Raw genomic sequence first — 26,382 nt, 5'->3', positions numbered from 1 at the left:
TTCCACGGTTATTGTTGCTATTTTTTTAGTATAAAAGAATGGTATATTTGCTTCTATAATACATTTGCGTCCAACTTTAAAAGTGACCAATTGAAGCTCACTTCAACCAAAGAATAATTGCTGAACTTAAGAAACAGCTAATAGGAAAAAAAGAAGCAACAGCATTATTCGGCAATGAGAAAGACAACAGCTTTGAGGGAACATTGCAAAGTGTTGTGCAGACATTCGCCGGGCAATATTTATATTCCAGTATATTTAAATCTCATCAGTCTTTTACGTCAGGTATACAAATCTGAATTATTTCTTCTATCTCTTTTTTTACGAAATCAACAAGAATACGGTGGACTTTTTCCAGATCATAGTTTTCTAATGGGAACTCTGCTAAAACAATGTATGGCGTTTTTGAGTTGTAGTTTCGAATGTCTAATCTATCGGGGTTCATAAGACTCATGCAAAAAGTTTCATGTGTAATGTTAATATGAAAAAGTAAATAACGAGGTCTATAAAGGGGGAAATAATCGTGTGGGGCTATGTTGTAATATGTCTCTACTTCGGCGATGGCGAGTGCCGGTGTTGAAGCCATGTCGTGGAGAAAATTGAGGCTATCATCGTATAAGAAATCATCAGGGGCATCGGTGGTTATAAAGAATTTCATGTGACGATTATCAATCAATGGCGATATAGCCAGATCCATTTTTTCCAAGTCTTTGCAGATATTATTTCTGAACCGGTAAGTCAGGTCTTCACGCCGTTGCATTATTTTAAGCGACTTTTTCTCACTTTTGCTTTGTTCCTCATCTGTTTCGCTGTAGTTTTCTTCTAAGAATCTCTGATTTCTATTCCAAGTTTCGTGAGCTTTACGTATCTGACGCTGCGCTTTTTCAACGGCTTCGGTTATTTCAAGGAGTAAATCTTTTCTCATTTTTTTTACACAAATAAAGGTGATTGGTATTCTGAACTTCCTAAAGATAAACACATTTGTGAAGACAAGCAAAAACTATATATAAGCACGAAATTTTATTACCTCGTCTTTTTTATTATCTTAGAAAATCAATTAAATACAATTATGATGTTCAATTTTTTTCGGAAGAAAGACAAAGCTCGAGAAAAGCAAGCAGAAACAGAGGATCCGCGGCATGAGGCCGTAGCAGAGAGAGGAAGAGAACTCGCTGAAGTTAGTAGGAAAAGAGAAGAAGCAGGTATACCACTGTGATAAAGAATGGAAGCCAATTTGCCATCGGCGGGGTGGAAGGAGGAACGGAGGAAATGAAACAATCAGATTGTTAGCTAATACAACCCTTTTAAAATGAAGTTAAGCGAGTATGCTCTAAAAAATTGGAACGGAAGAAATATTATAACGACAATTTCTTTTAAAGAAATTAAAATTTTGTTATTGGACGTTAATCAAAATATGATTACTTGGGAGTTATTGAAGAACTTATTAGCAATAGATTCAAACGGAAATATTGTATGGATTGCTGATTTGCCAGATAGTGAGATGTTTGGGTATTACTTGGAAATTAAATTGAATGAAAATCAGTTGCTGGCTTGGATCGGAGGTACTTTATGCACTATTGACCCGAACACCGGAGAATTGTTAAAACAACAGTTCGTGAAGTGATTATACTATGATACTCCCTATTTGCTGGACAACTTTTTAACTAAACTAACCCAGCTTAATTGCTATCCAAAATATGGCACAGAACAAGGAGAATGCTGATAACACCACAAACTCAATGTCGCGCCCATTCCAATTAAATTTTTTCATCCAATAAATCTATAATAAAAATGAAACTAACAAAACAGCAACGTCAACAGCTGTGAGACAAGTTCAGAGGCAAATGCGCGAATTGCGGATGTGACCTGCGAGAAGTGCCCGGCTTATCTCCGACTTGTAGCGTTTTATGAGGCGGTGAAATAATTTAATTTTTTTTGTTTTTACGATATGAGCATAATATTAACCGCGACAAAAGTCTGTTTCATCGTCAGAGCAGAAAACTGCGATCCGATGGTATTTACAAGTGAATACGAAGCCCATCGTATGGCTAAACTTTTAACCAAAGAGGACGGCGTGGAGTACACCGTCGAAAGGGCCGGATTAGATCCGTACGAATAAAGCCATCCGTTAGAGTGGCTTTAGATTAGAAGTTCTTTTCGATTATTTCTATCCAACAAGTGAAAGGCTTTTACCCAAAATTACCTTCTCAGCACCTTTCTTCGCTCAGTCTCAGCCTGCAGGCTTTGAAATATTTATCTGCGAACGAAGGCAGCATCGAGCTCCTCAAAATTAATAAACAATTAACACTGTCACAAAAGTACGCGAGCGGTAAGTTACTTACCTTTGTAAAGACCGAACGCTTTTTTTTCTTATGACAGTTGTTATTCGATACGCCACCGATAGGACCCTAGCCGAAGCATTGCGCTCAGGCGATGTCAGCGCGTATGAACAACTCGTTCGAGATCACGGCTATCGACTTGTCGGACTGGCGTTCAACCGCCTCGGTAACCGCGAAGATGCCGAAGATATTGTGCAGGACCTACTGATAAATATCTGGGAAAAGCGAGAAAGCCTATATGTAGAAAACTCTTTGTCTTCCTATCTAAATGTATCGCTCCGAAACCGCATTTTCGACCATATCCGAAGGGAAACATTGCGTCGAAGGGCAGTTGATCGCTTGTTGGAAAGATTCGACGAGATGCAGGATTCTATAGTAGACATTATGGCTGCCAAAGATCTAAACCGTATGCTTTCCGAAGCAGTTGCTGAGCTTCCGGAAAACATGCAGCGAATCTTTATCCTTCGCGGAGAGGACTACTCGCTGAAGGAAATCGCGGCGGCGATGGGACTTGCCGAGCAGACCGTAAAAAGTTATAGTTCCGAACTCGCCCGACGGTTACGATCGTCCATTGCGAACAAGTATCCAGATATCAATAGAACACTACTTATTGTTCTCACCTATCTCTTAACAAAAAACTAACCGTTTGTTAATTGTTCCGAAATATACTTTCGGTAACGCCCACACGTCCTTAGGGTAAATTAACAACTCGTGAAGATATCATTTTTAAAACGGCTCATATCCAGGTATAGGCAAGACGAAGCAACTCCCGCCGAGCGTTACATAATTGAACGCTGGTATGATTCATTCGACAACGATCGTAATGACGTCACGTGGCTTTCCGATACTGCCGCACGATCCGATTATGAAGACCGCGTCATTGCTCGTGCTTTACGTCCGAATGAAATAAGCCGCCGAAAAAGCCGTATTTTCCTGATAAGAGCTGCCGCTGCAATACTTATGATATGCTCCATTGCATTCATGCTTCATCGCTTAGGCGTAGAATTATTCGGAACCGATGTCGCAAGTCGAATAACAACAGACATAGTTACCGGTCCTGGTCAAATGAAAAAGGTGCTACTTCCCGACAGCACCGAAGTATTTTTAAACGCAAATTCGGTATTATCATTGCCAAAAGACTTTAATGGTGAAGAACGCAATGTCAAACTCTCCGGAGAAGCATTCTTTGCCGTCAGGCGACATACCGCCAAACCATTTATTGTAGACGCATCTGGATTGCATGTCAAGGTACTAGGAACCTCGTTTAACGTTAAGGCATACGAAAAGCTTGACTATATAAGGGTGGGCGTTGCCGAAGGTCTTGTCGGAGTCAGCGATCCCGACAGGAACATTGCTGAACTTCGAGCCGGAGAATTGCTTACCTATAACAAAGCAACAAAGCAGGTAGGCCGCGATATTGTTGCCGGAAACTTGAGATCGTGGACAGAAGGCTACTATGTACTTAACCGCGCGACTTTCGCGGAACTCTCACAGGTATTTATGAACGTCTACGGTATCACGTTGACGACCAGAGACCCGGAAGTTTGGGGGGCAACCTATAACCTGACCGTTCGTAAAGACCGTTCCGTAAAACAGGCATTGGAACACATATGCACATTAATAGGAAAACAATATAAAGAGGGAGGCAATAATAAGATTATTATCTATTGATTTTAGAAAAAAGCAGGACTGCACAGTGCAGTACCTGCCGAATCGGTGTGACAGCAGGAAGCTTCGAATCCTATTCTGCTGCCATGACCAACGAAGGATCTAAACATGTATTATTTAAAAACCCTGTCTCCAAAAATAGTAAAAAAGCGAACAGTTTAATTGAATATTTAAGAATTAAGCGAACGTGAACTTATCTTTTTTGAGACGCATACATAAATATGAATAAATTTCATTCTTTGACCTATACCTTTATGAGAATCTTTACCGTTATAAACGTCCTGCTGATCACCGTTGTGACCTGCCTCCAAGCAGCACCTGGTCGAGCGCAGGTTCTGGAAAAGCGACTAAGCGTTTCCTATACCGGTGTTACCCTGCACGAGGCAGTACAGGATCTACAGGACAAATCGCTTACCGAGTTCGCTTATACCGGACAGCTTTCGCTGGACGCGATCCAAGTAGAAAAAGCAGACTTCAAGAACCAACAGCTTGGTTTTATTCTACGTACGCTCGTTGGGCGGCACGGTATCGTTTTCTTCGAGCGCGACGGTATCATATTTCTGACCAAGGCACAACAGCCCCGCACTATTAGCGGCAATATTACCGATCAACGGGGCGCACCGATTTCGGGAGCCACTGTAAGTATCAAAAACCGTAATGGCCTTGCGGTATCCTCGGATGATCAGGGACACTATCGTCTCGCAGTAACGGGCAATGCGCAAATTTTAATGGTCAGCTTTATGGGATACTATACACGCGAAATAACTATCGACAATCGAGCCGCAATTGACGTAACGCTTGAACCCGTCGTGCAGGCACTTGATGAGCTTGTAGTAATTGGATACGGTCGCCAACAGAGAGACAAGATTACCGGATCGGTGGGTCAACTGAAAGCTGAAGCTATCAAGGACAAACCGGTGACCAGTTTTGATCAAGCTATGGCAGGTCGTATAGCAGGTGTTGATATTTCTCAGTCGAGCGGTGCACCTGGCGGGGCGGTCAGCATTACCGTACGCGGAACATCCTCCATTACCGGCGGTAATTCGCCATTGATCGTAATAGACGGAGTCCCCATTTCGTCCAGTTCGTACGAACGATTTTCACAAGGAAATTCGACCCAGAATGACTTTGTGTCGTCTTATTTTGTTAACCCTTTAAGTTCCATCAATCCAAACGATATTGAATCAATCGAGGTGCTTAAGGACGCTGCAGCAGCTGCGATCTACGGTTCCCGAGGCTCCAATGGTGTCATATTAATCACAACGAAAAAAGGAACCAAAGACAGCGCTCCCCAGATCAATCTGCACGCCTACGGCGGGTTACAGCAGTTGACAAAGAAGGTCGATGTTATGGGTGCCTATGAGTTTGCAGACTACTCGAAACTCGCTAGGGACCTGTCCTGGATCGCGAAAAACCCTACCGAACATACTGCTGACGACCCACAGGATATACGTGGAAGCGGAGACCGTTATGCGCCCTATCTTATTCCTTACATCAACGGAACCCCCGGACTTCCCGAGACAGACTGGCAAGACGAGATCTATCGCAGCGCCGCTATGCAGAACTATGAACTTTCCGTGTCTGGCGGAACAGGCCGTACGCGTTACTATATGTCGGGAAATTTCCTTGATCAGCAAGGTATCATAATCAACTCAGGTCTGAAGCGTTATGGTGCCCGCGTAAATATGGACACAGAGATCACACCGAAGTTGCGACTAGGTATCAACTTTAATCCGTCGTTTACCAATAATAATATGGTCAATTCGGATGGAGAGTGGTGGCGCGAAGGCGTGGTTATATCGGCGCTGATGTACCATCCCAATCTGCCCGTCAGAAATCCCGACGGAAGTTTCGCGCTAGGGGAAATGATACGCACAAATACATCCGGAGCTTCATCAGTCGCTACGATAGAAAATCCTGTAGCACTTGCAGAACTGATCAGCAATTCGTTGCACCATACCCGTCTACTGGGAAACACATATGCAGAACTAGAACTTGCGGAAGGTCTGAAGGCCAGAACCACCTTTGGAGTCGACCTGAATTACATGGAGCGATTCTACTACCGACCGAAGGTATTGAATTGGCGAAGCCAGCCAGCCCCTACGACAACTTTTAACTATGCCTGGTCCAACAACTCCTCCAGCCGCAACTGGTTATCCGAAACGACACTTACCTATGACCGTAAGATCGGCAGCCATCAATTTAACCTCTTGGCCGGTTATAGTGCCCAACAGGAGGGCAATCGCCGTACATACTTAGACGGCCGTAATTTTCCGAACGACGATATTCAGACGCTGAACGCCGCGCAGACCACCAGCGGATATTCCGAACATCGAGAGTGGACACTGTTATCGTACTTAGGGCGGCTTACCTATGATTATGATAACCGGTATCTGCTCATGGCATCGATACGTCGGGATGGGTCATCGCGCTTTGCCAGAAACAACAAATGGGGTTGGTTTCCTTCTGTTTCAGCGGGATGGCGTCTGTCGGAGGAGTCCTTCTTTCCTGATTCGCGTGTGTTATCTGATGTTAAGTTACGCGCGAGTTACGGATCCACGGGGAATACCGAAATTCCCTATTATGGAGGTACTGCGCTACTTGGTGAAGCAAATTACGTGATCGGGGACGAAATACGAAATGGGCTTGCACCAAATACGTCACCAAACGCGAATCTTTCATGGGAAACTACCCGGACGTTCGACGCCGGTATAGATATCGCTTTTTTTCATGGAAAATTGGCATTGACAGCCGATTACTATCGTGCCGATACAGAGGACCTTCTGTTGAATGTAACAGTTCCAGGCACCTCTGGATTTACCAACTCATTACAGAATATTGGAAAAGTCCAGAATAAAGGCTTCGAGTTCCTTCTGTCTACCGAGCAGCAAATCGGTCGAGATATTTGGTGGAGCGGCTCCATCAATTTTTCGGCCAACAAGAATAAAGTAGTGGAATTAGGTCCAGGGCAACATCAATTTCTCCAAAACGGGGGGTTGACGGATCCTGCGTTCATTGTTCGTGTCGGAGAACCTATTGGGTCTTATTTTGGTTATCGCGTGGACGGTACATTCCAAACCCTTGACCAATTTAACAGCACGCCCCATTTAGAGGGGCAGAACCAAGCGGTCGGAGACTTTATCTACGCCGATACGAATGGCGATGGTAGGGTGAATGCGGACGACCGTGTCATCCTTGGTGATAACAATCCGAGATTTACTTGGGGATTTGCCAACACCCTTCGGTATAAGTCATTCGATCTTGCCTTCAATATACAGGGAAAAGCAGGATTTGAAGTATTCAACGCCACACATCGTTATCTAGCCGAGACCTGGGGAAACAACCTATCGATATATAATTCGCCCGAAGCGCCTCGTCCCGTACAGGGCGTGGGCAGTGCAAGCCACACCCGTCCATCCAGCTGGCACGTGGAGGACGGTAGTTTCATAAGGCTCCGCAATCTCACTTTTGGTTATACACTTCCCGAGAAACTACTCGGACGCTTAGCCATGAAGACCGCACGGTTCTATGTGTCGGCCGTGAACCCTTTTACCTGGACAGATTATTCCGGCTATAATCCTGAAGTGTCGAATCGTTATGGGAATGCTGTTCTTGCCGGAGAAGATTTTGGTAATTATCCCGCATCTAGAACATTTTCCTTAGGCGTAAACGTAACATTTTAAAATTTGAAAGAACATGAAAAGCAAACATACAATAACGATAATTTTCGCAGCTTTCACACTGAGCTCCTGCTCGGAAGACTTCATCAATCTTATGCCCATCTCACAGCAGAGCGCTGACGGATTCTACCGGTCGGCGTCCGATATGGAGCAGGCAGTAATGGCCGCGTACGATGCCCTGCAAGACGGCGCCCAATACGGTGGAAACGGTTTCGACCACTTTATGGAAGTACGATCGGACAATACATTCAATGATAACACTACCCAAGAAGGAGGCGCGAGGGCGGCGTTCGATAACTTTACACTCAGTCCAAGTAACTTTATGTTGAACAATACTTGGAACTCCTGCTACAAGGGCATTCAGCGTTGTAATATTGTCCTAAATAGGATCGATGCCATCGAAATGGACGAAACGGCCAAAACACAGCGGAAGGGCGAGGTACAGTTTATACGAGCGCTTACCTACTTCAACCTAGTCCGCATTTGGGGAGACGTACCCTTGGTAACGAATGAGATTGAAGACGCGTTCGAAGCTTTTGCGCACGAGCGTACCTCAACCGAAGAAGTCTACGCACAAATCATACGCGACTTACAGAGCGCAGCCGAATCGCTACCCGAAGTCTGGGACGGAAATGAAGGAGGCAGAGCGACACGCGGGGCTGCAAAAACCCTCCTTGGTAAAGTGTACTTGACCACACAAGACTATGGCAACGCGCTCACACAACTTGAAGCTGTAATCAATTCGGACGTCTACGGCTTGCTACCAGATTTTGCGGACGTATTCTCAGTCTCCAACAAAAATCATAGAGAATCCATCTTCGAAGTACAATACAAAAGCGGTACGAACGGCGAAGGTAACACGATTACGGATCCGATGCAATCGGGAGACGTCAATAACAAACCTTCTCCCAATATCGTAAGGCTATTCGAAGAAAATTTTGACAATAGGTTTGAATCTTCGATAGTTTATGCATTCAATAGCGCGCGGTCTGCCAAACGGATCGATACAAGGGGAACCGACGGCTCGTTCGGTTTCAATACGATGGTACTCCGATATGCTGATGTACTCCTAATGGTTGCCGAAGCCTTGAACGAGCAGGCTTATGGGAACGATGAAGCGTTCACATACCTAAATGCCGTGCGCGATAGAGCGGATGCTAGCCTATATGACCGGACAAGTTTACCCGATCAGCAGTCATTCAGGGAAGCGATAGCACTGGAACGTCGTTTAGAACTTGCTTTCGAAAACCACCGGTGGTTTGATCTCCTACGCACAGGAAAAGCACTGCAGGTGATGAATGACAGCGAAGGTGTTTCTGCTCTACCGTTTACAATGGAAGAGCATGATCTGCTCTTTCCGATACCGCAGGCGCAGATTGATGCAAGCAGTGGTAAGCTAACCCCAAACCCAGGCTATAATTAGTGAAGAAATCGGGAGTACTTGTCGCGCGAGGTACTCCCATTTTAAGGCAACAAACCAGTGCATATAAAAAGACGATATGAAAATAAATCCAATATATATAATCGCTTTGTTCGGTGTAATGATCTGTATATTAATTAGCTGTAACCCCGGTGGAAAAGGTGTTCACGAAGAAAAAACGAACGCCGAGAACCCCATAGCATGGGAGGACAATACGCCTAAGGTTATGGTGGCCGCCCACCGAGGCGATTGGATCCACGCCCCGGAAAACTCGCTCAAAGGTTTCCGCCATTGTATAGAAGCAGGCGTAGATATTATCGAAACCGATGTGCAAATTTCCAAAGATGGCGTTCCCGTTATCCTCCATGACACCACGCTCAACCGCACGACCGATGGCGATGGGGCAGTCAGAGAATTCAATTTAGTGCAACTAAAGCGATTCCGGCTAAAGGATGCAACTGGCATTTTAACCGATGAGCGTATCCCAACGCTCGAAGAAACTATGTTGTTAACAAAAGGAAAGACCTTTGTCTACCTCGACAAATCGAAGGGAAAAATAGATAAGATACTCCCAGTATTGGAGAAGACCGGCACCTTATCGCAGAGTATGTTTGTCTTGGACTATTCATATGATGAAGCCCAAAAGCAGTTTGGCGACTATCTGGATCAAGTAATCTTTGTACCGGTAATCTCGGATAAAACGATTAAACCAGAAAGCTATGTCAAGGAATACATGGACAAACTTAGACCAAAAGCCTTTCAGTTTAGGATTGCGGACGAGACGTCCCCCGTTTGGAAATTAGTCAAAATGGTATCGTCTGACTCTCGAGCGTTTATCGCTGCTACATGGTCGCACCACAGTGCAGGTCACGATGATTATGTGTCGCGTAAAAATCCAGAATTGGGATGGGGATGGCTTATGGACAAAGGAGTGTCGATTATAGAGACTAATCATCCAGATGATCTACAAAAATACATTAAGGGTAAAAGTCTCCACGAGTAATGAATTTCAAAAATTAATTATAAAACTATGGAAAGCAACCTTTCAAACTGAACTACTATCTAAGACGCTGGGGCATGATCGCATGGGTGTGTTTATTTCTACAGATGCTCCCACTTCTTGGTTTTCGATTGCGAAATAAGCAAGTAAAAAGGGGGCTTCAGGATCCTGGAGGGGCGGGCACAATACCAACGGTCCAAATAGTTTGAAGATTATACTGATATTATTAAGCTACAGTTAGTGAACATATTAACCATATTTTCGAAGAAGGGGAGAGCAGTTGGGTTCTGATATCCCGCGCATCTTGCAGAGCTACGGTCGGGAATGCTTTGTGTTCTTACGCAACTTTATACGTATGATTTTTCCTTCTACAGAACCAGTCATCGCACAGGTAACTGACCATGTTGTGAAATTGATAAAGGTATTAGGAAAAGTAGAAATGAGCCGTCCAGAGATAATGGATATAATGGTGCTGAAGCATCGACTTAAGGGAAGCGAGAATTAGCCAACACATTGGCTTTTTTGTAACTTAGACGTCGATAAAAACAACTTTACCCATTCTTAATGAATATATTGATAGAAACAGAACGGTTAATTTTAAGAGAGTTAGAATATACAGACGAAAATGATTTATTTGAAATGGACTCTGACCCAGAGGTTCATTTGTATATTGAGAACAATCCTGTTAAATCTATTGACGAAGTAACGAAAGCGATTGAAATGCTAAAAAAGCAATATGCGGAAAATGGAATTGCTCGTTGGGCAGTTGTTGACAAGCTAACTACCGAATGTATTGGTTGGGCAGGGATAAAATATTTTAGAGAACCTTTGAATAATCACGTTAACTTCTACGAGCTAGGTTATCGGTTTAAGAGAAAACATTGGGGCAAAGGTTTTGCGACCGAAGCATCAACCGCAATATTGGACTATGGATTTAAAAACCTCAATGCGGATAAAATTTATGCAATAACCGATCCGAAAAATGTAAATTCAAAAAGGGTGTTAACTAAATTAGGCTTTGACTTGCAAGAAACTTTTGACTATGCGGGTGACCCCACAGATTGGTTTGTACTGAAAAGATCAAGTTGGCACTAGCGCCACCCGAGGATGTTCCGATTTTTGGGTAATATTCAACCAGAAATTGATCAACTATAAAAATATAAAAAGATGACCAAATGACTATTTTTTTTATGAAATTTGCCTTCATACATAAGAATTACGTTTAAATTCATAACAATTCCGTATGCCGACCGAACACGAGCTCATCGAAGCCAAGAATACTCTTACCTCGCTGCTAAACAAGTGTGATAAGGCCATTTTAAAATTGGAAGAAAAATCTTCACAGCATACGCTCTTGGCACGAAGGATAAGCGCACTAAATATTTCCTTGCACCTTATAGAAAGTGAGTTGCAAAAGAAAAAATAGATAAAAGGGTATGTATGTATATTATTGTTTCAAAGAACCTTACAGTAGAAGGCGGAGCCTTTCTGGTCATTTTTCTTGCCGCGATTTCTTTGGTTTTGAAGTTTGGTTTTTCTTATGCTGATGTTTATTTGTCGGAAAATCACGTGATTATAAAGAAGCTGTTTACGACAAGAAAAATTTATCTGGAAAAGATCAGTGAGATTAACGAATCCTTTTTTCCTTTTACCTATTACATAAAAGTTGGTGAATCGAAGGTCTATTTTTGCCAAATTTTACAGATTTATCCAAACAATTGTTGAGCTTTAATCCGACTAAGGGGCTGCAACTTGTTAAGGAAAATGTGGCAAAAAGGAAATAATGTATGAGTGGTCTGTAATACAGGTATGACTTTACCGTATTCTTGCTTATGCCTAGGCTGCGTGCTATCGATTTGATCGCATAGCCCTGCTTGTGCAGCCTGATCATCTGTTTTATCTGACTCAAGTGTCTGGGTTTTCCGGCCATTGGATAATATCTTTTTCCCAAAGTAAACCAAAATCAGAATCTTATAAGGGATCAATTTGCCCCGGAATCTGAAAACGGATGGACACCTGAGGGGTCAGCTTACTCCGGTGTATGCAAGCTGAACAAATTTTTCAAAAAGCAGTCGGGTGTTAATTTAACCGAATACAAAAATTCTGTTTAAATAGACTTCAAAATAAAGGGATATTATACCCGGCTCCTCCTTTTTCCCCGATATAGATTACAGGAACATTATTCAAGTTCCCGTACCTTAGTAATCAGTTTGTTCGCATGTTTTTTTGCATTAATTTTTATATCATCTTCGGTATTGAATTTTCCTGTTGAAGATGCACCATAAAAATAAAGTGGTTCCGTGTAATTCATTTGTGCATAATGTGCAGTTTGCTCAATGCTTTTGCAAAATTCATAAACACGGAAATTATGCTTACCTAATGTCTGGTAAGCATTTTCGGGCGAACCAATGGTAAAGCTCGAAACAAAATTTTTGTTTTTTAGTTTGTCTCCTTTCGAACCGTAAGCAAATTGGTATTCAAACACGGTATCAAACCATTGTTTCAAAATAGCAGGTATACTCAGCCAAAAGAATGGATATTGGAAAACAATAGTTTCATGCCGTAATAAAGCTTGTTGTTCCGCTTGAATATCAATTTTAAAATCAGGATACAATTCATGAAGATTACGTATTTCTAACTGCAAATTACTTTTTCTCAATTCTTCAATGATTGTTTTGTTCGCTACTGACTTATCTAAATTCGGATGCGCTAAAATAACTAATGCCATATTTTTTTTACTTTAGAAGTTATACTATAAAAATTATAGCTACAAAAGTATTTTTAGTAAATTGCATTTACAATAACTATCAAGTTTGATAGCTATAAAAAAAGATATGAGAAACGTAAAATTTAAAAACAAAACCTATCCTTGTGCGGTTAGTTTGACAATGGATTTAGTGGGCGGAAGATGGAAAACTGTAATATTACACCATTTAAAAAATGGAGATAGACGCTACAGTGAGCTTCGTAGAGAAATGCAGACAGTCACAGAAATGACCTTAAGCTTACAACTGAAACAATTGGAAAAAGACGGATTAGTCTCCCGAAAGGTTTATGGCGAAAAGCCACCAATAAAGGTAATCTACAACTTGACCGATTTTGGAAGGAGTTTTATTCCGGTTTTGGAAGCAATTTCAAAATGGGGAAATGAGATTGTAGAAGAAAAAGGTGAGTTTTTACTCAAATAGTCTTCTTTTGTCAATGCCCTAAACAAAGGAGAATATCAGCTAGATTAGCAACACTAATTATTTTCTCACAATAACCAGTCTATTCCTCAATAACATTGAATTATTGATCAGGAGCAATGCCGTACTATTAGCTATCTCATTCCAAAGCACTTGTCCAGCGTTTCAGACTTCTTTACTTCCATCAGCGATATCATCTGTTTCGGAATTTGAATTTCTTCAACCTCCGCTAAACCGAACCACTTAGCAAAGCACCCGAAAAATCGGTGTTCATATGCATATCTAATATCGGATATGATTGCTTTGTAAGCTGGATTATTCCGTTCAGACCAGTACTGCGTATGAAAGGCGCGGGTCCATTTATCCGCATAGAATTGCGCGTTTTTCGTTTCGTGGCCATATTTCCTGAACAGATAGAGCGAAAACGCCCATCCCATGGAGCCAATTTCTCCGTCATCTTCTATGCCGTAAAGATTCTGCCAGTTAAATCGAGCAGTAAAAAAGGAAAGAAGTTGCAGCAGTCTTTCGCTGTGACCAAGCTTTGGATACTTCTCCCCCTTTTTTGTCACGGACAGCTTGTTATTACGTTTCTTGATCAAGCCTTCCGTAGTGAGGTACTCCTTGATTGGCCATATATATGGAATATTATCCTCCGAAAGTATTTTTACGTATTTCATGTACTTCCAGTCGATTAAATTTTTCTTCACCAACAATGTGCACACCGCCACCGGAAGATTACCTTTCGCTGTGAGTCTGAGCTCGCCCGCTTTTTGTATTTCTGCCAACAACATGTCGGATAGTGCCAATAACGGGATCGCATCCAAATCGCTTTCATAATGAGGAGCTACCCATTTCAATGGGCTATCCTCAGCTAAAGGATAGTGGAGTAGGAGGTGCATTTGGTGCGGACTGAGTCCATCAAAATCATCGACTGCTGACGCATTACGTTTCTCCAAATATTTTGCCATCAAGACATTGATCTGCTCGATAGATAGTTTACCACTATTTGCCTGTGGGTACTTTTTAATAAATTCTTCCCATATTTCTTGCGACATGCTCATTGTGTAAAGATCGTAATTTGTCCCATAATTTGATAATATTCCCTACTGCGTAGCCTTGGATAAATTTCTACTACAGAAGAAAGGTGTCCGTTGGGATGGCGCGGCTGTTCCCCGTGTATCAGTTGATGATCTGAAGAAGGAGACATTTACTTTTTTTCGTAATCGTGGCTTCAAAAATAAACGCTTATCTGAAGATAGTTTAACAGATAGTGACGAGTTAGTAAATATATTAAGCATTTTTCGAAGAGGGAGAGCTCGAAGAGGAAGTGGTTGTTCGGAATTTCCGAACAACCACTCAGCACGGTGCTATATAAGATAAAACATAGACCCGTGATGTGAAATACTACAACCTCGATGTCATCAGTAAAAATTTCACTTGTTTCTTTCCAAGCATTGAGCAGAAAAATACGCTGATTGGTTTCGCCATTTTTCAGTGCATCTTTGGTATGCATATCTTGCGTGGAAACCTGTTGGTTTTTTACTTGTAACAAATATTTACTAAATTTGTTACAGATTAACGAATTTATAAATGCCGGAAACAGCTAAAAATAAGATAGAAAACAAGGTTTCGAAATCGTCGCGTGGCGAATTATTTTTTGCCGAAGACTTTAAGCATTTTGCGACACCGGAGAATATCCGGCTGACGCTTTTCCGTATGGAGAATGATGGTTTTATTGAAAGACTGGCTCATGGTATCTATATCAAACCAAAGAAAGATCCTCTGCTGGGTACGATATATCCCAATCTTGAAGAGATTGCAAGGGAAATTGCCAAAAGAGATAAAGCTCGCATCGCACCAACAGGCGTGATGGCGTTATATTTACTAGGGCTTACGACACAAGTCCCATTAAAAGCGGTGTATCTTACTGATGGCTCGCAACGTGAAGTGAAAATAGGAAATAGAATCATCAAATTTAAACGAACTGTTCCCAAAAGCTTTGCCATAAAAGACGAGTTACTGCATCTCATCGTGCAGGCTTTTAAGGAAAAAGGGCAACAAGAGATTACTGAAGAGTTTTTAAATACCATTAAGCAAGCCGTGAAAAAGTTAGATGAGAAAGTGATGCAAAATCAAGTAGTATATGCACCAGTATGGATTCAAAAACAAATCAATAACCTTTATCAATCTTAAAGTATGTGGATAAATCTGACCGATGAACAAAAGCTTCAGGTTTTGGAGCAAGTGGAAAATTCTATAGGATTACCAGCATTTGTGGTGGAAAAGGATTGGTGGGTATGTATTATATTAAAAGCAGTTTTTCGATCTAAATATTCAGATTCAATAATCTTCAAAGGTGGAACGTCATTGAGTAAGGCGTATAACCTGATAGATCGTTTCTCGGAAGATATAGACCTGGTTATTGATCGGTATCTGTTAGGATTTGATCAATTGACATCTAAATCTCAAATAAAAAAATTGAGAAGGGCCTCTGGAGGTTTTATTATTAATGAATTCCGTGAGGAGCTTATCAATCAACTGAATCAGCTAGGCATTGATGAGAAATTATATGAAATTAGGTATAACGAACATATTGATGATACTAGTGATCCAAATACATTAGAGATATATTACCAATCCGTTGTTCCGACCGATAATGCCTATATTCAACAACGGGTTCTGTTGGAAATGGGCGCGAGATCATTAACCGAACCGTTTGAAACAAAATCCGTGATATCGTTTCTTGACCATCATTATAAAGATCTCGATTTTACTGAGCCGTCATTTGATGTTCAGGTAGTTATTCCAACGCGAACTTTTATTGAGAAGGTACTTCTACTACACGAGGAGTTTTCAAAACCACCGGATAAAATCAGAACAGATCGATTAACCAGGCATCTTTATGATCTAGATAAAATTATGAACGCTGAGTTTGGTGAAATGGCTATTGCAGATCATGAGCTATTTGATACTATTGTTCAGCATCGCAAAACAGTAACGCCATTAAGGGGAATGGATTACTCCAATCATAGGAAAGGAAAGTTAAAAATCCTACCGCTCGAAACTATAATAGAAAAATGGGGAGCTGACTATAGAACTATTCAAGAGCATATGATCATCGGAGAAAGTTTAAATTGGGAACAGCTTTTGGATAGGATAAAAGAGATCGAGGAAAGATTTAACAAATCCTCTCGATGATTGTGATTCGCCGAGTTCCGTATTATGGATAGCCCACATGCGTTGGAGCAGGCCATCCGTTGAGCACCCTGATCGTACCTTGGCTAATACCTAAGCTTCCAACTACGATTTCAATTAATTTGTCAGGTCGTCCTTTCTTCGAACATTACTTAAACAGTATTCGCACACTGTTCGCACTTTGTTCGCCCATTCAATGGGGATTTACCGAGTGTTTACCGAGAATTTACCGTACGCAACACGGTAAATCCCCAGTACTTCCCCGGTAAAATCCCGGTACTCTTCCGAACAACTTGCGAATAAGTAGCGAACCAAGTATAAAGAAAGAGTAAATGAAACTCCCACAAAATTCGTAAATTTAGCCATCAAGCCGTTTTTGAAGCACACCATGCAGATATCGAACAACTCTTGCAGCAGATCAGGAACTTTCGCGACGCCCGCGACTGGCAGCAGTTCCACAATTCCAAGGATCTCGCCGTAGCCCTCAGTATAGAAGCCTCCGAGCTACTGGAACTATTCCTCTGGAAAGGCAACGAAGAAGCCGATCCCCAAAAGCTGAAAGAAGAACTGGCGGATGTGCTGATGTACGCCCTTTTATTAGCCGACAAGCATGGACTCGATATCCAGCAGATCATCGAGGACAAGATCAAACGCAACAACGAAAAATATCCCGTAGAAAAAGCCAAAGGCACCGCAAAAAAATACGACGAATTATGAAGCTATACGCCGGGTCAGCAACCGAGTTTATACAATTAAATATCCAAAATAAACTGGCCGACATACTCCGCGAGCAATTCTTGCTGCAATTCGGATACAACCCCTCGCAAAACGAAGTCATGTCGTGGCGCAATTCGCTGTTCCGCCTGTCCGATATACTCGAACGCCAGAACCTGAGCGAACAGGGCGTTATGGTGGAGTATAAACTCCCGCTTAGCGCCAAACGGATCGATGTGGTTATCTACGGGCATGACGAGCAACAGCAGAAACAGGCCGTTATCATCGAGCTCAAGCAATGGGAAAAGTGCAACTTTACGGACTACGACAGCGATTACGTACTGACCTGGGTCGGCGGGGGCAACCGTCAGGTCCTTCACCCAAGCGTGCAGGTCGGCAACTATCTCTACTACCTCAAAGAGAACAACAGCGCCTTTTATCAAGAAACGAAACCCATTCAGTTGTCCGCCTGTAGCTACCGACACAATTATAGCATCTCTACCGATCAGACATTGCTCGATAGCCGCTTTCAAGATGCGGTAGAGCGGTTTCCGATATATGGCGCAGACGACCGTGACGAACTTACCGCCTTTATCCACAACCGCGTTGGAGCAGGCGAGGGGATGAGCATTCTCGAAGAAGTGGAGCATAGCAAACTCCGGCCATCTAAGAAACTGCTCAAACAAGTCTCCGACGTCATCAAACAAAAAAAAATTCAACGGCGAGCTTCAACTGTTTGGTAGGGCAAAGGCCAAAGGAGATTATATCCTGCTGGACGAACAGCTGATCGTGTACGATACGGTCATGTCGCTGGCCCAAAAAGCTAAAGGACAGGATAAGTATGCCATCATCGTCAAAGGCGGTGCAGGCACCGGAAAATCTGTAGTAGGTCTACAGCTGTTGGCCGATCTAACTGCGCTGGATGTCAGTACGCATTATGCCACAGGGGCAATGGTGATTATGAAATTGTTGTAGCAGACACCAAAAATTTAGAGTATACTATGAGTCTGGTGAAGCAGAGTTAAGAGTTAAGGTTTCGAATTGATGTACAGATTCTTCCCTTTTTCTTTGTGTAGAACTCCTTGACCGCGTTGGTACGAATTTCAAACATTTCAATTCCGCTCGGTAATGACACTTTTTAACGTTCCTGATAAATAAGAACCATAATCCTCGTCCTATATTTTTTTATCAACACCTTGATTCATAGTTGTTTATTAGTGTGTTGATACTTTAAGATAGATTGTACTGCTAAATTATAGGTGGATACTACGTTCGATTTGTGCCAGTTGTTTCGCTTAGTACCCCAGACCGGAAATTATGTATGCGCGAGATAGTCAATCTCGGTTAAATTTATCTTGTTTGTTAACCATCCTTTTATCAGATCGTGAAATAGTTTTTATAAAGACGACTTTTCTTCTAACCGGTACCCTTCTCCGTATACTGTTTTGATACATATGGAGGGGAATTCTTTAAGCAAACTTCTAATCCGCGATATGGCGCCATCCAATAGATTATTTTTATCCGGATGATCATCCCTCCAGATTTGTTTGAGTATAAAAGGTCGATATACTACTTGGTGTTTCCGTTGTAGTAACAAATTCAACAACTGGATGTCCTTCTCTCTGAGCTGACGTGACTTCGTATTGAACTCAGCGTACTGCGCGTGAATGCGTATAGTGATCCCACCAATCTGATATTGTGTAAGGTCTTGTGGCACAGTGAGTATATTCTTGATCTGCGCTAATAGCACTTGAGGGAGGATTGGTTTTTGCAGATAGTTGATCGCACCGTGTGTAAAGCCCTTTACTTGGCTGTTTTCGTCGTACTCCGACCCCGTCATCATGATGATTGGAAGGTTGATATCTTTATCCCGGATTTCTGTAATCACATCAAATCCAGATTTAAGGGGCAACATTACGTCCAGTACAATCAGGTCGGGTTTTACTGTATAATATAACGTTAAACCTTCTTCTCCCGAAGCTGCATGCCAAACCTGCAGTGCATTTTCTTCGAAAAAATCTTTCAAAGCAAGAGCAAGCTCCCTATCGTCCTCTATGATTAAAATTTTATTCTGCATCGTTTCGTAAAGGGAAAGATACGGTAAATTTCGTTCCCAGGCCTACTTTACTTTCAACTTCTATGTCACCAGCGTGTGCTTCTACCAAGGTCTTCACATAAGTAAGCCCTAAACCGAATCCGGTTTTCTGTTGTATATTTTTATTTTCGCTGCGATAAAATTTCTGAAAGATACGGGGCAGATCTTTTTCGGAGATGCCCAGACCATCGTCCTTTACACTTATCCTTAGCTTGTTCCTTTCATCAGAAACATGGATGTCGATTTTTACACCATCTTCCGTTGAATATTTAATAGCATTTTCAATAAGGTTATCCATAATATTAGCGAAGTGTAGCAAATCGGCATAAATCGTGGTTTCTGTAGCTTTTATAGAAAGGGTCATTTTTACCGACTTCTCTTCCGTGTTTTCATATTTTTCAACGAGTGAAGTAAAGAAATCATGTAGGTTAATGAGTTCTTTGTTTAGTATGATTGTTTCCCGTTTATTGTTGCTTAGCTTTTGTATACGTTCGGTGTATTTATTGAGCTTCTGCAATTCCAGTAGACTTTGTTGAGCATACCGTTGAACTTTGTCTGTATTTCCGTTTTGAAGATAATGGGGAATCAATGCAATCTGCGCTACGGCAACCGATATAGGGCGTTTAAATTCATGCGTCATCGTGTTGACCGAATCCTGTCGCATGCGTTCTGTTTTCTCCCGCAAGAAAAATGATCGGATGATAATCGTCAAAAAGAAGCTGCAAATGATAATCAGTAATGCCGTGAGAATAAGTTGGAAAGTCATCGTTTTTACAATAGCGGATGTTGATATTTGTATATATCCCTTGATACCCAGCGTATCGAAGATATCGATGATGATTAATTCGGATGCTGTATATTCTCCAGGCTTATTCTTGTCATTAGACCGTTGCAGTACTTTATTGTTTTTCACGTCAATATACTCAATATACGTCGACGCCGCTGTTATACCACTGAGAGAAAATTCTTGGTTAAAGATACTGTCTAGCATAAAGACATTGACGGGAAGGTGATCTTTTAGGATGAATTGGCTGAGTTTTACATCGCCGTAAGGATCGTACCGGTCAAATTGTACTTGAAAAGAGGTGTCAATTAACTGTATTGTCTTAGTAATATAACGAGATGTATCACTTTCCAGAAATCGTGGACTAGAGACAATTGTGCCTCCCATCTTTTCGTGCCGGTAAGTATATTCACGTAGGATCGCGTTTTGCAACGCTTCATCTTTAACTTGGGTTACCAAACGGTACTGCGCTTTATATAAGTTGTATACCCATATCGCCTGTCCTCCGAGAATAGAGAACAGAATTACGATAGTTATTATTCGGATGTGTTTTGCGTTTAGTTGCATGTCTGATTCGTGAATTTACAGCTTTTAAGTGAATATGAAAAAATATTTTATCGAATGAGTGGCATGAATATTTTAGTTTCGTTCTCTCTACGTCAGAATTGCGTCAGAATTGAGAGACCAGAAAAATCGTTTTCTTTTGTTTAGGCTATTACTTTAGCGCCAAGTATAACAAACGTAATAATATTAAAAAATTATGAAGAAGTATTTAACTGTATTGATCTGTTGCGTCGCGATTGGAATAGGGTTAAACGTGCATATACAATATGTGCACGACCACCCTAAAAAGATCAGCATCGCTCTGACAAATATCGAGGCACTAGCGCAGGGGGAAACAGGGAATGGAAACTGTCGGTTTTTTGGGAGTGTCGATTGTCCTTATAGCGGAGATAAAGTACTATACGTAGAATGAAAACGATTTTTTCTGTTGTTTTACTAATGGGCTTGGGTTGTACCATGACCTCTTGCAGTGCCGTTGCCACCGCAGATGCCGTGGTATTTCCTGAAACCATTTCATTGCACGGGAAGGAAAAAGCTATAAAGGATAGTGTGTATCTTAAATACCCGTTCCGACTGCGGTTGAATGATGATGTCCTAGCTGTAATAGACATACATTCGGCCGTATACTATATTCACACATTTGATTACAAGACCATGCGACATAAACAAAGCTTGGCTCGCCGTGGTGAAGCACCAGCAGAATTTTTAAGCGCAGAAAACATTCGGATAGACAGACATGGCGATGTATGGGCGCTCGATGCCAATAAAAGTAAAATTGTCAAACTAGCAAAACAGATCGACGAACAGCCGGTTCAAATAGATTTAGATAAGGAGCTTGTTCGAGCGCTGGACTTTGATAGACTAAATGATTCGGTTTTTATCGTACCAGATTATACGGGGCAGCATCGTATATCATTCGTGAGTTCTGGGGGTGATATCTTGAGACATGCCTTTCAAATTCCATCATCGACTAAAAAAGTGAGTGCTATGGTATTGGCGCAGGCATGGCGTTCCTTCATTAGCTATAACTCCCATCATGGCATTTTGGGTATGGCCACCCAGCTAGGGCAAGTGCTGGAAATTTATGATATAAAGCGAGAGAGAGTCATTAAAGTGATAGGACAAGAGCATGGTGCACCCCACTTTGTAAACAGAGGAGGTTATGCAGTGCCGTCGGGTATTATGGGGTATAGCGACATACACGTGGGCGAGGAGCATATATATGCCCTATTTTGGGGCAGTTCATTCGATGATATACGGAAGCGTCCAGAACACCATAAGGAAGGAGGGCGTTTTGTGCATGTATTTGATCTTAAAGGGAATCCCGTGCGGCAATATCTGTTGGATAGGTGTATCACTGGATTTCACATAGACGAAGAAAGAGGTGCTCTGATAGGGTTGGACGTAAATAGTAATCAACCTATCGTGGAGTATACTTTTAACCTCGATTAAGAATGGAAACAAATGAGAGCTAATTACAGCGAATTGATGAGGAACTTTACAACGTGGGTTATAGGTGTTTTTTTACTGCTATTGACGGTTATAGGTTGTCAGGATAGTAGGCGAAATGCTGCAGAAAAAATTGTTAAGGAACGGATGGGAAAGGAAATTATTTTTCCAGAGGAGGTAGAGTGCTGGTATAAGGGAACGGATACACTCTGTCCTCCCTGCCAAAATAAGCCCTTTAAAATGTTGGTCTACACAGATTCCATTGGTTGTACAAGCTGTAAGCTTAATCTTACGTTATGGAAGCATTTTATGCAGGAAATGGATTCTATAGCCCCGGGGCAGGTAGAATTTGCGTTTTACTTTCAACCGAAAAACCGTAAAGAATTGGCGCATTTATTACGTCGAGACCGATTGGAGCAGGTGGTGTTTATAGATCAATCCGGCGCATTGAAAAAACGTAATCAGTTTGCGGAAGAAATGGAATATCAATGTTTTTTATTGAATGTGGAAAATAAGGTAGTAGCCATTGGCAACCCAACACTAAGTCCTAAGGTATGGGATCTTTATAAAACTACAATAACAACCAACAAATGAAATAAAATTGGGAAAAGTAAGGCGGCAGGCTGCCCTCTCAGAAAAAAAATGCAGCCTGTCCGCCTGCTATCCCACCTTAAAAAGAAAGGAGGTACGGAGGCAAAGATAAGAATTAGCAATAATATCCTATAAAAGGATTGGCTGTTGAAAGAATAGATTCAGTAAGGGCGTATTGGACACGCCTTAGAATTGTAAAAACGAGCTTGTTTTTAAAGCTCAATTAAAAATCAAAAAAATGAAAAAAAAATTATTAGGCGGTATAGTTGCCGTTGTGATTGCAGCAGTTGCCGCGATTAACGTAAATATCAATAATGAAGCTGAAAATGGTTTGTCGGCGCTTAGCCTGGCGAATGTAGAGGCCTTGGCACTGAATGAGAACAGTGGGAATTGCCAACGAAACTGTAAAGTAAAAATAAATTACCTTTGTATCACCACCAATGGCGATCGTCACGGGTATATATGTGCGGACTAATTAAAATATAATATTATACCGTTATCATGCCTCTTATATATACTTATATAAGAGGCCCTTTAAATTTTTTAATATGAAACAACTTTTTTGGGGATTTCTGTTTTTTTTGTTGATCTCATGCCGAGGAAATGACTTGGAAACTGGCGTCTACACGAGCATACAAGCAAATGATAGTTTAACTTTTTTCGTAGGGCTTCCTGTTGATATGGAACTTTACAAGGATTATCTTTTCGTATATGACTTTTTTGGAGAGAATGGGTTAATCAGTGTCGTGGATTCGTTTAGAGATTCGACGTTATTTTCTTTTTTAAATACCGGTGGCGGGCCAGACGAAGTGGTGTCTTTATCAAATCTAGACGTATTCTCTAACCAAGGACGGAATCTGTTTGGAATTTTTGACGTTAATACCAAAAGGTACCGTTCATATGCTACCGATAGCATTTTTACAAACCAAGCTAATCTCAATCCTGTTCTTGATAAAAATGTTAACGTATCTTACTCAATAAACGAATTGTATAAAACAAATAGAGGGTACGTTGCTACAGGCTTTTTCCCGGATGGGAAGTTTGCAATAATGAATGATTCCTTAGAATTGATATATTACGGAGCAGAATATCGTCCACAGGAAAACCAAAATTTTTCTAAGGTTTTGCATGCTCAGGCAAATATTGGCAAAAGTCAATTGTCGCCAGATAGGAAATGTTTAGCTAACGTTATATTTCACGCTGGAGTAGTAGAGTTTTATAATTTAGAAACAGATACCATTGTAAAGAAATGGGAATTTGTAAAAGATGAGTTAGATTATACTGTAAAGAATGGAAGAAATATCCATAACAAAGGTGTAGAAGGATTTATATCAGTGGATGTTACGGAGCAAAATGTTTTTGCGCTGTATGCAGGAGAGGTGTCCGATCCTGACGCCATAGCTACCTACGGAAAGTATGTATATCAGTTCGACCTCGATGGAAATTTGATTCATATTTATGAGTTAGATAGGAAGGTATTGGATATACGTATTGAAGGAAATAACCTTAAAGCGATCGCTCATAGTCCCGAACCTATAGTCGTGAGCTATGAATTATAATAAAACTATAGTGGATGCGTGGTTTATAGAATGTCTATATAAAGGGAAGTAGAATGTGTCTAAATTTTGATAAGATGAAATCAACACTGATAAGCGTAATCTTTTTGTCCATTTTTTTATTTATTTCCTGTGTAAATGATAAAACGAGATACTTCGAAAGTACCAAGGCGGGAGTTATTGAGCACTATAAGGATGACAGTCTGAGGTTAGAGGCAGCACGCTATATTTTAAATAATATAGGAGGTCTAAAGCATCTAGAAGATGACGAAAACCAAGGACGACAACCGTATTTCGATTTTCTAAAAAAACTTGCACTGCAATGCGAGCTAGATCGTAATGGAAAAAAAAAAGAAGGTAAGAGAAAGCCTGAGAAAGAAATTTATATAAGAGGACTGGATAGTATTTTTGAAGCTGAAAAACAACGCTCTGTTATTGGAGGTTCTCGGCTAATTGAAGATGTTTCGTATCTTTCACAAGAGCAGATCCAAGAAAACATAGAGTTTGCTTTCTATACTAGACAAAATTTTCCTTGGTCAAAAAAGGTTGATTTCGAAGATTTTAAAGAGTATGTGTTGCCATACCGGGTCACCGATGCTTATTCACCACAAAGCAAAAGAATCTTCTTGGAAGAATATAAACCATTAGTAGACTCCATAGGTTCAATCTCCGATCCTCACGAAGTGGCAAAACGTATAAAAGATGATATTCACTTATGGTTTAAAGAAGACGGCGTTCTAGGCGCTCGCTACCCCTTCTTATTCCCCATGACGTTTGAAAATATCTTTAACGGCAGAGTTGGAACATGTTACGAAGCAACTACATTAAGAGTTGAAATTATGCGAGCTCTTGGCATTCCGACTGCGTTTGAAATAGTTCCTCATTGGGGTAACGTAGGCGCTCGACATTACTTTTACGCTGTCATAGCTGATAAAAATAATTCCACCGAGTTAATTACGAATGAAAATATACATCGTGACACGCGGCACATAATTACCGGATCGAGTTATGTGGGAGAAAAATATGATTCTCCCAATAACCAAATCATTTACAATAAGACCGTTCCTAAAGTTTTTCGACTAGGTTTCGCTGTTAACCCTAAAAGTTTAGCGGCATTGGCTGACGTTGACGAGCCGATACCAGATTTTTTTCGGAATGATAGGTTAAAAGACGTAACAAGTGAATATCTAGAGACAGCGTCAATTAGACTACAATTAAACAACTCAGAGAAAAAGACGGTGTATCTAACCGTATTTAGCCCAGACGAATGGCAAGCAGTCGATTGGAGCCTCGCTAATAACGGCTACGCCGAATTTAAGAATGTAGGGAAAAATATCGTCTACCTACCATGCTACTATAATGGAGACTATATGGTGCCTGCTGGCCCTCCTTTTTTGTTGGATATGCAAGGTGAAACTCACCATTTTTCTCCTTCGGACGAACAAATAGCACTTAACCTCGACCGAAAATATCGTCTGTCAATTCATAATATCTCAAACGCTAGGCGAAGTCAGGGTATAAGATTTTCTGTCGCGAATAAAGCTGACCTTTCTGACTCTGTCCAAATAATGACCTTAGACAGTTTAATTCTTAAAATGACTCGGTTTCCATTGGACAATCTGCAGGAATCAAGATATATTATTTGTCAGTTTGAGCCGTCCCAAAAAATCAGTATTGCTGAACTTGAATTTATTGGATTAATCAGCGGAAAAGAGACAAAATTAAAAGGGAAGGTTTCAGGAAATAAGGGGGGGTATAACAAGTCAGCTGAGATGCTTTTCGATAATGATAGAAATACGTTTTACGAAAGTAGTGAAAAGGGACCGAATTATTTCGTGATTGATTTGAAAGATCCGTTTCAATTAAAAGAAATAAGAATTTGTCCTCGTAATGATACTAATGATGTTTTACCTGGTGATACCTACGAATTATTTTATTGGGATAGCAAGTGGGTGTCATTAGGGATAAGGAAGGGAATAGATTATAAATCACTAGAGTTTGTCGGACCTAAAAATGCGTTATATTTATTGAAAAATATCTCTCGTGGAGTCGAAGAACGTATATTCTCATATCATCAAGAGAAGCAATATTTTTGGTAGTACTTTGGCATATAGAGTTTCTTTTCTGTGACTGAAAAATCGAGCA

At 41.2% G+C, this 26,382-nt stretch carries 29 protein-coding genes; 22 read left to right on the top strand and 7 right to left on the bottom strand.

Going from position 1 to position 26,382, the window contains the following annotated elements; all coding sequences use genetic code 11:
- Positions 1-265: 265 nt before the first annotated feature.
- Entirely contained in the window at positions 266-922 is a 657-nt protein-coding gene (locus C5745_RS17090; RefSeq protein ID WP_105718230.1) for a hypothetical protein, read from the bottom strand.
- A 144-nt stretch (positions 923-1,066) separates the two neighbouring features.
- Here C5745_RS17090 and C5745_RS20300 point away from each other — a divergent pair, with 144 nt between their 5' ends.
- From C5745_RS20300 to C5745_RS17050, 10 genes are all read left to right on the top strand, one after another.
- Entirely contained in the window at positions 1,067-1,213 is a 147-nt protein-coding gene (locus tag C5745_RS20300; protein ID WP_165793122.1) for a hypothetical protein, read from the top strand.
- 93 nt (positions 1,214-1,306) lie between these two features.
- Positions 1,307-1,621, top strand: a complete 315-nt coding sequence (locus C5745_RS17085) for a hypothetical protein (protein WP_105718229.1) — start codon at positions 1,307-1,309, stop codon at positions 1,619-1,621.
- A 324-nt stretch (positions 1,622-1,945) separates the two neighbouring features.
- Positions 1,946-2,116, top strand: a complete 171-nt coding sequence (locus tag C5745_RS20295; protein WP_165793119.1) for a hypothetical protein — start codon at positions 1,946-1,948, stop codon at positions 2,114-2,116.
- Positions 2,117-2,369: 253 nt separating this feature from the next.
- A complete protein-coding gene (locus tag C5745_RS17075; protein WP_105718227.1) occupies positions 2,370-2,978 on the top strand; it encodes an RNA polymerase sigma factor in 609 nt (202 codons plus the stop codon).
- 69 nt (positions 2,979-3,047) lie between these two features.
- Positions 3,048-4,007 carry a FecR family protein gene (locus C5745_RS17070; RefSeq protein ID WP_105718226.1) on the top strand — a complete coding sequence of 320 codons (960 nt, stop codon included), beginning with the start codon at positions 3,048-3,050 and terminating at the stop codon, positions 4,005-4,007.
- Between the two features lie 218 nt (positions 4,008-4,225).
- Complete coding sequence (locus C5745_RS17065) at positions 4,226-7,687, top strand: SusC/RagA family TonB-linked outer membrane protein (protein WP_105718225.1); 3,462 nt, start codon at positions 4,226-4,228, stop codon at positions 7,685-7,687.
- 13 nt (positions 7,688-7,700) lie between these two features.
- The gene (locus tag C5745_RS17060; RefSeq protein WP_105718224.1) at positions 7,701-9,107 is read left to right on the top strand and encodes a RagB/SusD family nutrient uptake outer membrane protein; all 1,407 of its coding nucleotides are present in this window, start codon (positions 7,701-7,703) and stop codon (positions 9,105-9,107) included.
- 76 nt (positions 9,108-9,183) lie between these two features.
- Positions 9,184-10,107 (top strand): glycerophosphodiester phosphodiesterase family protein, encoded by a 924-nt coding sequence (locus C5745_RS17055; protein ID WP_105718223.1) that lies wholly within the window; start codon positions 9,184-9,186, stop codon positions 10,105-10,107.
- Between the two features lie 352 nt (positions 10,108-10,459).
- Positions 10,460-10,609, top strand: a complete 150-nt coding sequence (locus tag C5745_RS20290; RefSeq protein ID WP_165793121.1) for a hypothetical protein — start codon at positions 10,460-10,462, stop codon at positions 10,607-10,609.
- A gap of 59 nt (positions 10,610-10,668) precedes the next feature.
- Positions 10,669-11,199 carry a GNAT family N-acetyltransferase gene (locus C5745_RS17050; protein ID WP_105718222.1) on the top strand — a complete coding sequence of 177 codons (531 nt, stop codon included), beginning with the start codon at positions 10,669-10,671 and terminating at the stop codon, positions 11,197-11,199.
- Positions 11,200-11,752: 553 nt separating this feature from the next.
- On the opposite strand, the gene C5745_RS20665 is transcribed toward C5745_RS17050, so the two are convergent.
- Both C5745_RS20665 and C5745_RS17035 read right to left on the bottom strand, forming a co-directional pair.
- Complete coding sequence (locus tag C5745_RS20665; RefSeq protein ID WP_262508130.1) at positions 11,753-12,034, bottom strand: helix-turn-helix domain-containing protein; 282 nt, start codon at positions 12,032-12,034, stop codon at positions 11,753-11,755.
- 249 nt (positions 12,035-12,283) lie between these two features.
- Positions 12,284-12,832 carry an NAD(P)H-dependent oxidoreductase gene (locus C5745_RS17035; protein ID WP_105718220.1) on the bottom strand — a complete coding sequence of 183 codons (549 nt, stop codon included), beginning with the start codon at positions 12,830-12,832 and terminating at the stop codon, positions 12,284-12,286.
- Positions 12,833-12,938: 106 nt separating this feature from the next.
- Here C5745_RS17035 and C5745_RS17030 point away from each other — a divergent pair, with 106 nt between their 5' ends.
- Positions 12,939-13,292: a winged helix-turn-helix transcriptional regulator gene (locus C5745_RS17030; protein WP_105718262.1), complete on the top strand. Its 354-nt coding sequence runs from the start codon at positions 12,939-12,941 to the stop codon at positions 13,290-13,292.
- Between the two features lie 131 nt (positions 13,293-13,423).
- On the opposite strand, the gene C5745_RS17025 is transcribed toward C5745_RS17030, so the two are convergent.
- Positions 13,424-14,344, bottom strand: a complete 921-nt coding sequence (locus C5745_RS17025) for a hypothetical protein (protein ID WP_133166374.1) — start codon at positions 14,342-14,344, stop codon at positions 13,424-13,426.
- A gap of 535 nt (positions 14,345-14,879) precedes the next feature.
- Between C5745_RS17025 and C5745_RS17015 the strand changes: the two genes are divergently transcribed.
- From C5745_RS17015 to C5745_RS17005, 3 genes are all read left to right on the top strand, one after another.
- Positions 14,880-15,482, top strand: coding sequence for a DUF6088 family protein (locus tag C5745_RS17015; RefSeq protein WP_105718218.1), 603 nt, complete (start codon positions 14,880-14,882; stop codon positions 15,480-15,482).
- Between the two features lie 3 nt (positions 15,483-15,485).
- Positions 15,486-16,487: a nucleotidyl transferase AbiEii/AbiGii toxin family protein gene (locus tag C5745_RS17010; protein ID WP_105718217.1), complete on the top strand. Its 1,002-nt coding sequence runs from the start codon at positions 15,486-15,488 to the stop codon at positions 16,485-16,487.
- A gap of 405 nt (positions 16,488-16,892) precedes the next feature.
- A complete protein-coding gene (locus C5745_RS17005; RefSeq protein ID WP_243403380.1) occupies positions 16,893-17,201 on the top strand; it encodes a nucleotide pyrophosphohydrolase in 309 nt (102 codons plus the stop codon).
- A gap of 35 nt (positions 17,202-17,236) precedes the next feature.
- Here C5745_RS17005 and C5745_RS20520 read toward each other — a convergent pair whose 3' ends face one another.
- Entirely contained in the window at positions 17,237-17,683 is a 447-nt protein-coding gene (locus C5745_RS20520; RefSeq protein WP_133166373.1) for a hypothetical protein, read from the bottom strand.
- On the opposite strand from C5745_RS20520, the gene C5745_RS20515 reads away from it, so the two are divergent.
- Entirely contained in the window at positions 17,660-17,941 is a 282-nt protein-coding gene (locus C5745_RS20515) for a hypothetical protein (protein ID WP_133166372.1), read from the top strand. The two genes, C5745_RS20520 and C5745_RS20515, sit on opposite strands and share 24 nt — an antisense overlap.
- A gap of 46 nt (positions 17,942-17,987) precedes the next feature.
- On the top strand, positions 17,988-18,173 hold the full coding sequence (locus tag C5745_RS16995) for a DNA/RNA helicase domain-containing protein (protein ID WP_105718214.1): 186 nt from the start codon (positions 17,988-17,990) through the stop codon (positions 18,171-18,173).
- Between the two features lie 421 nt (positions 18,174-18,594).
- On the opposite strand, the gene C5745_RS16990 is transcribed toward C5745_RS16995, so the two are convergent.
- A complete protein-coding gene (locus C5745_RS16990; protein WP_105718213.1) occupies positions 18,595-19,275 on the bottom strand; it encodes a response regulator transcription factor in 681 nt (226 codons plus the stop codon).
- Positions 19,265-20,644 carry a sensor histidine kinase gene (locus tag C5745_RS16985; protein WP_105718212.1) on the bottom strand — a complete coding sequence of 460 codons (1,380 nt, stop codon included), beginning with the start codon at positions 20,642-20,644 and terminating at the stop codon, positions 19,265-19,267. The genes C5745_RS16990 and C5745_RS16985 overlap by 11 nt, the downstream gene beginning before the upstream one ends.
- Positions 20,645-20,837: 193 nt before the next feature.
- On the opposite strand from C5745_RS16985, the gene C5745_RS16980 reads away from it, so the two are divergent.
- From C5745_RS16980 to C5745_RS16955, 6 genes are all read left to right on the top strand, one after another.
- Positions 20,838-21,053, top strand: a complete 216-nt coding sequence (locus C5745_RS16980) for an NVEALA domain-containing protein (RefSeq protein WP_105718211.1) — start codon at positions 20,838-20,840, stop codon at positions 21,051-21,053.
- On the top strand, positions 21,050-22,093 hold the full coding sequence (locus C5745_RS16975) for a BF3164 family lipoprotein (RefSeq protein ID WP_105718210.1): 1,044 nt from the start codon (positions 21,050-21,052) through the stop codon (positions 22,091-22,093). The genes C5745_RS16980 and C5745_RS16975 overlap by 4 nt, the downstream gene beginning before the upstream one ends.
- Positions 22,094-22,105: 12 nt before the next feature.
- Complete coding sequence (locus C5745_RS16970; RefSeq protein WP_105718209.1) at positions 22,106-22,684, top strand: hypothetical protein; 579 nt, start codon at positions 22,106-22,108, stop codon at positions 22,682-22,684.
- 235 nt (positions 22,685-22,919) lie between these two features.
- Positions 22,920-23,156 carry an NVEALA domain-containing protein gene (locus tag C5745_RS16965; RefSeq protein WP_105718208.1) on the top strand — a complete coding sequence of 79 codons (237 nt, stop codon included), beginning with the start codon at positions 22,920-22,922 and terminating at the stop codon, positions 23,154-23,156.
- Between the two features lie 73 nt (positions 23,157-23,229).
- Positions 23,230-24,240, top strand: a complete 1,011-nt coding sequence (locus C5745_RS16960; RefSeq protein WP_105718207.1) for a BF3164 family lipoprotein — start codon at positions 23,230-23,232, stop codon at positions 24,238-24,240.
- A 74-nt stretch (positions 24,241-24,314) separates the two neighbouring features.
- Positions 24,315-26,336 (top strand): transglutaminase-like domain-containing protein, encoded by a 2,022-nt coding sequence (locus tag C5745_RS16955; protein ID WP_133166371.1) that lies wholly within the window; start codon positions 24,315-24,317, stop codon positions 26,334-26,336.
- Positions 26,337-26,382: the final 46 nt, after the last annotated feature.

Origin of the sequence: Sphingobacterium haloxyli (assembly GCF_002980525.1) — a bacterium.
Lineage (GTDB): Bacteria > Bacteroidota > Bacteroidia > Sphingobacteriales > Sphingobacteriaceae > Sphingobacterium > Sphingobacterium haloxyli.
Note: the sequence above shows the minus strand (reverse complement) of the source record. Positions and strands in the feature narration are given on the sequence as shown.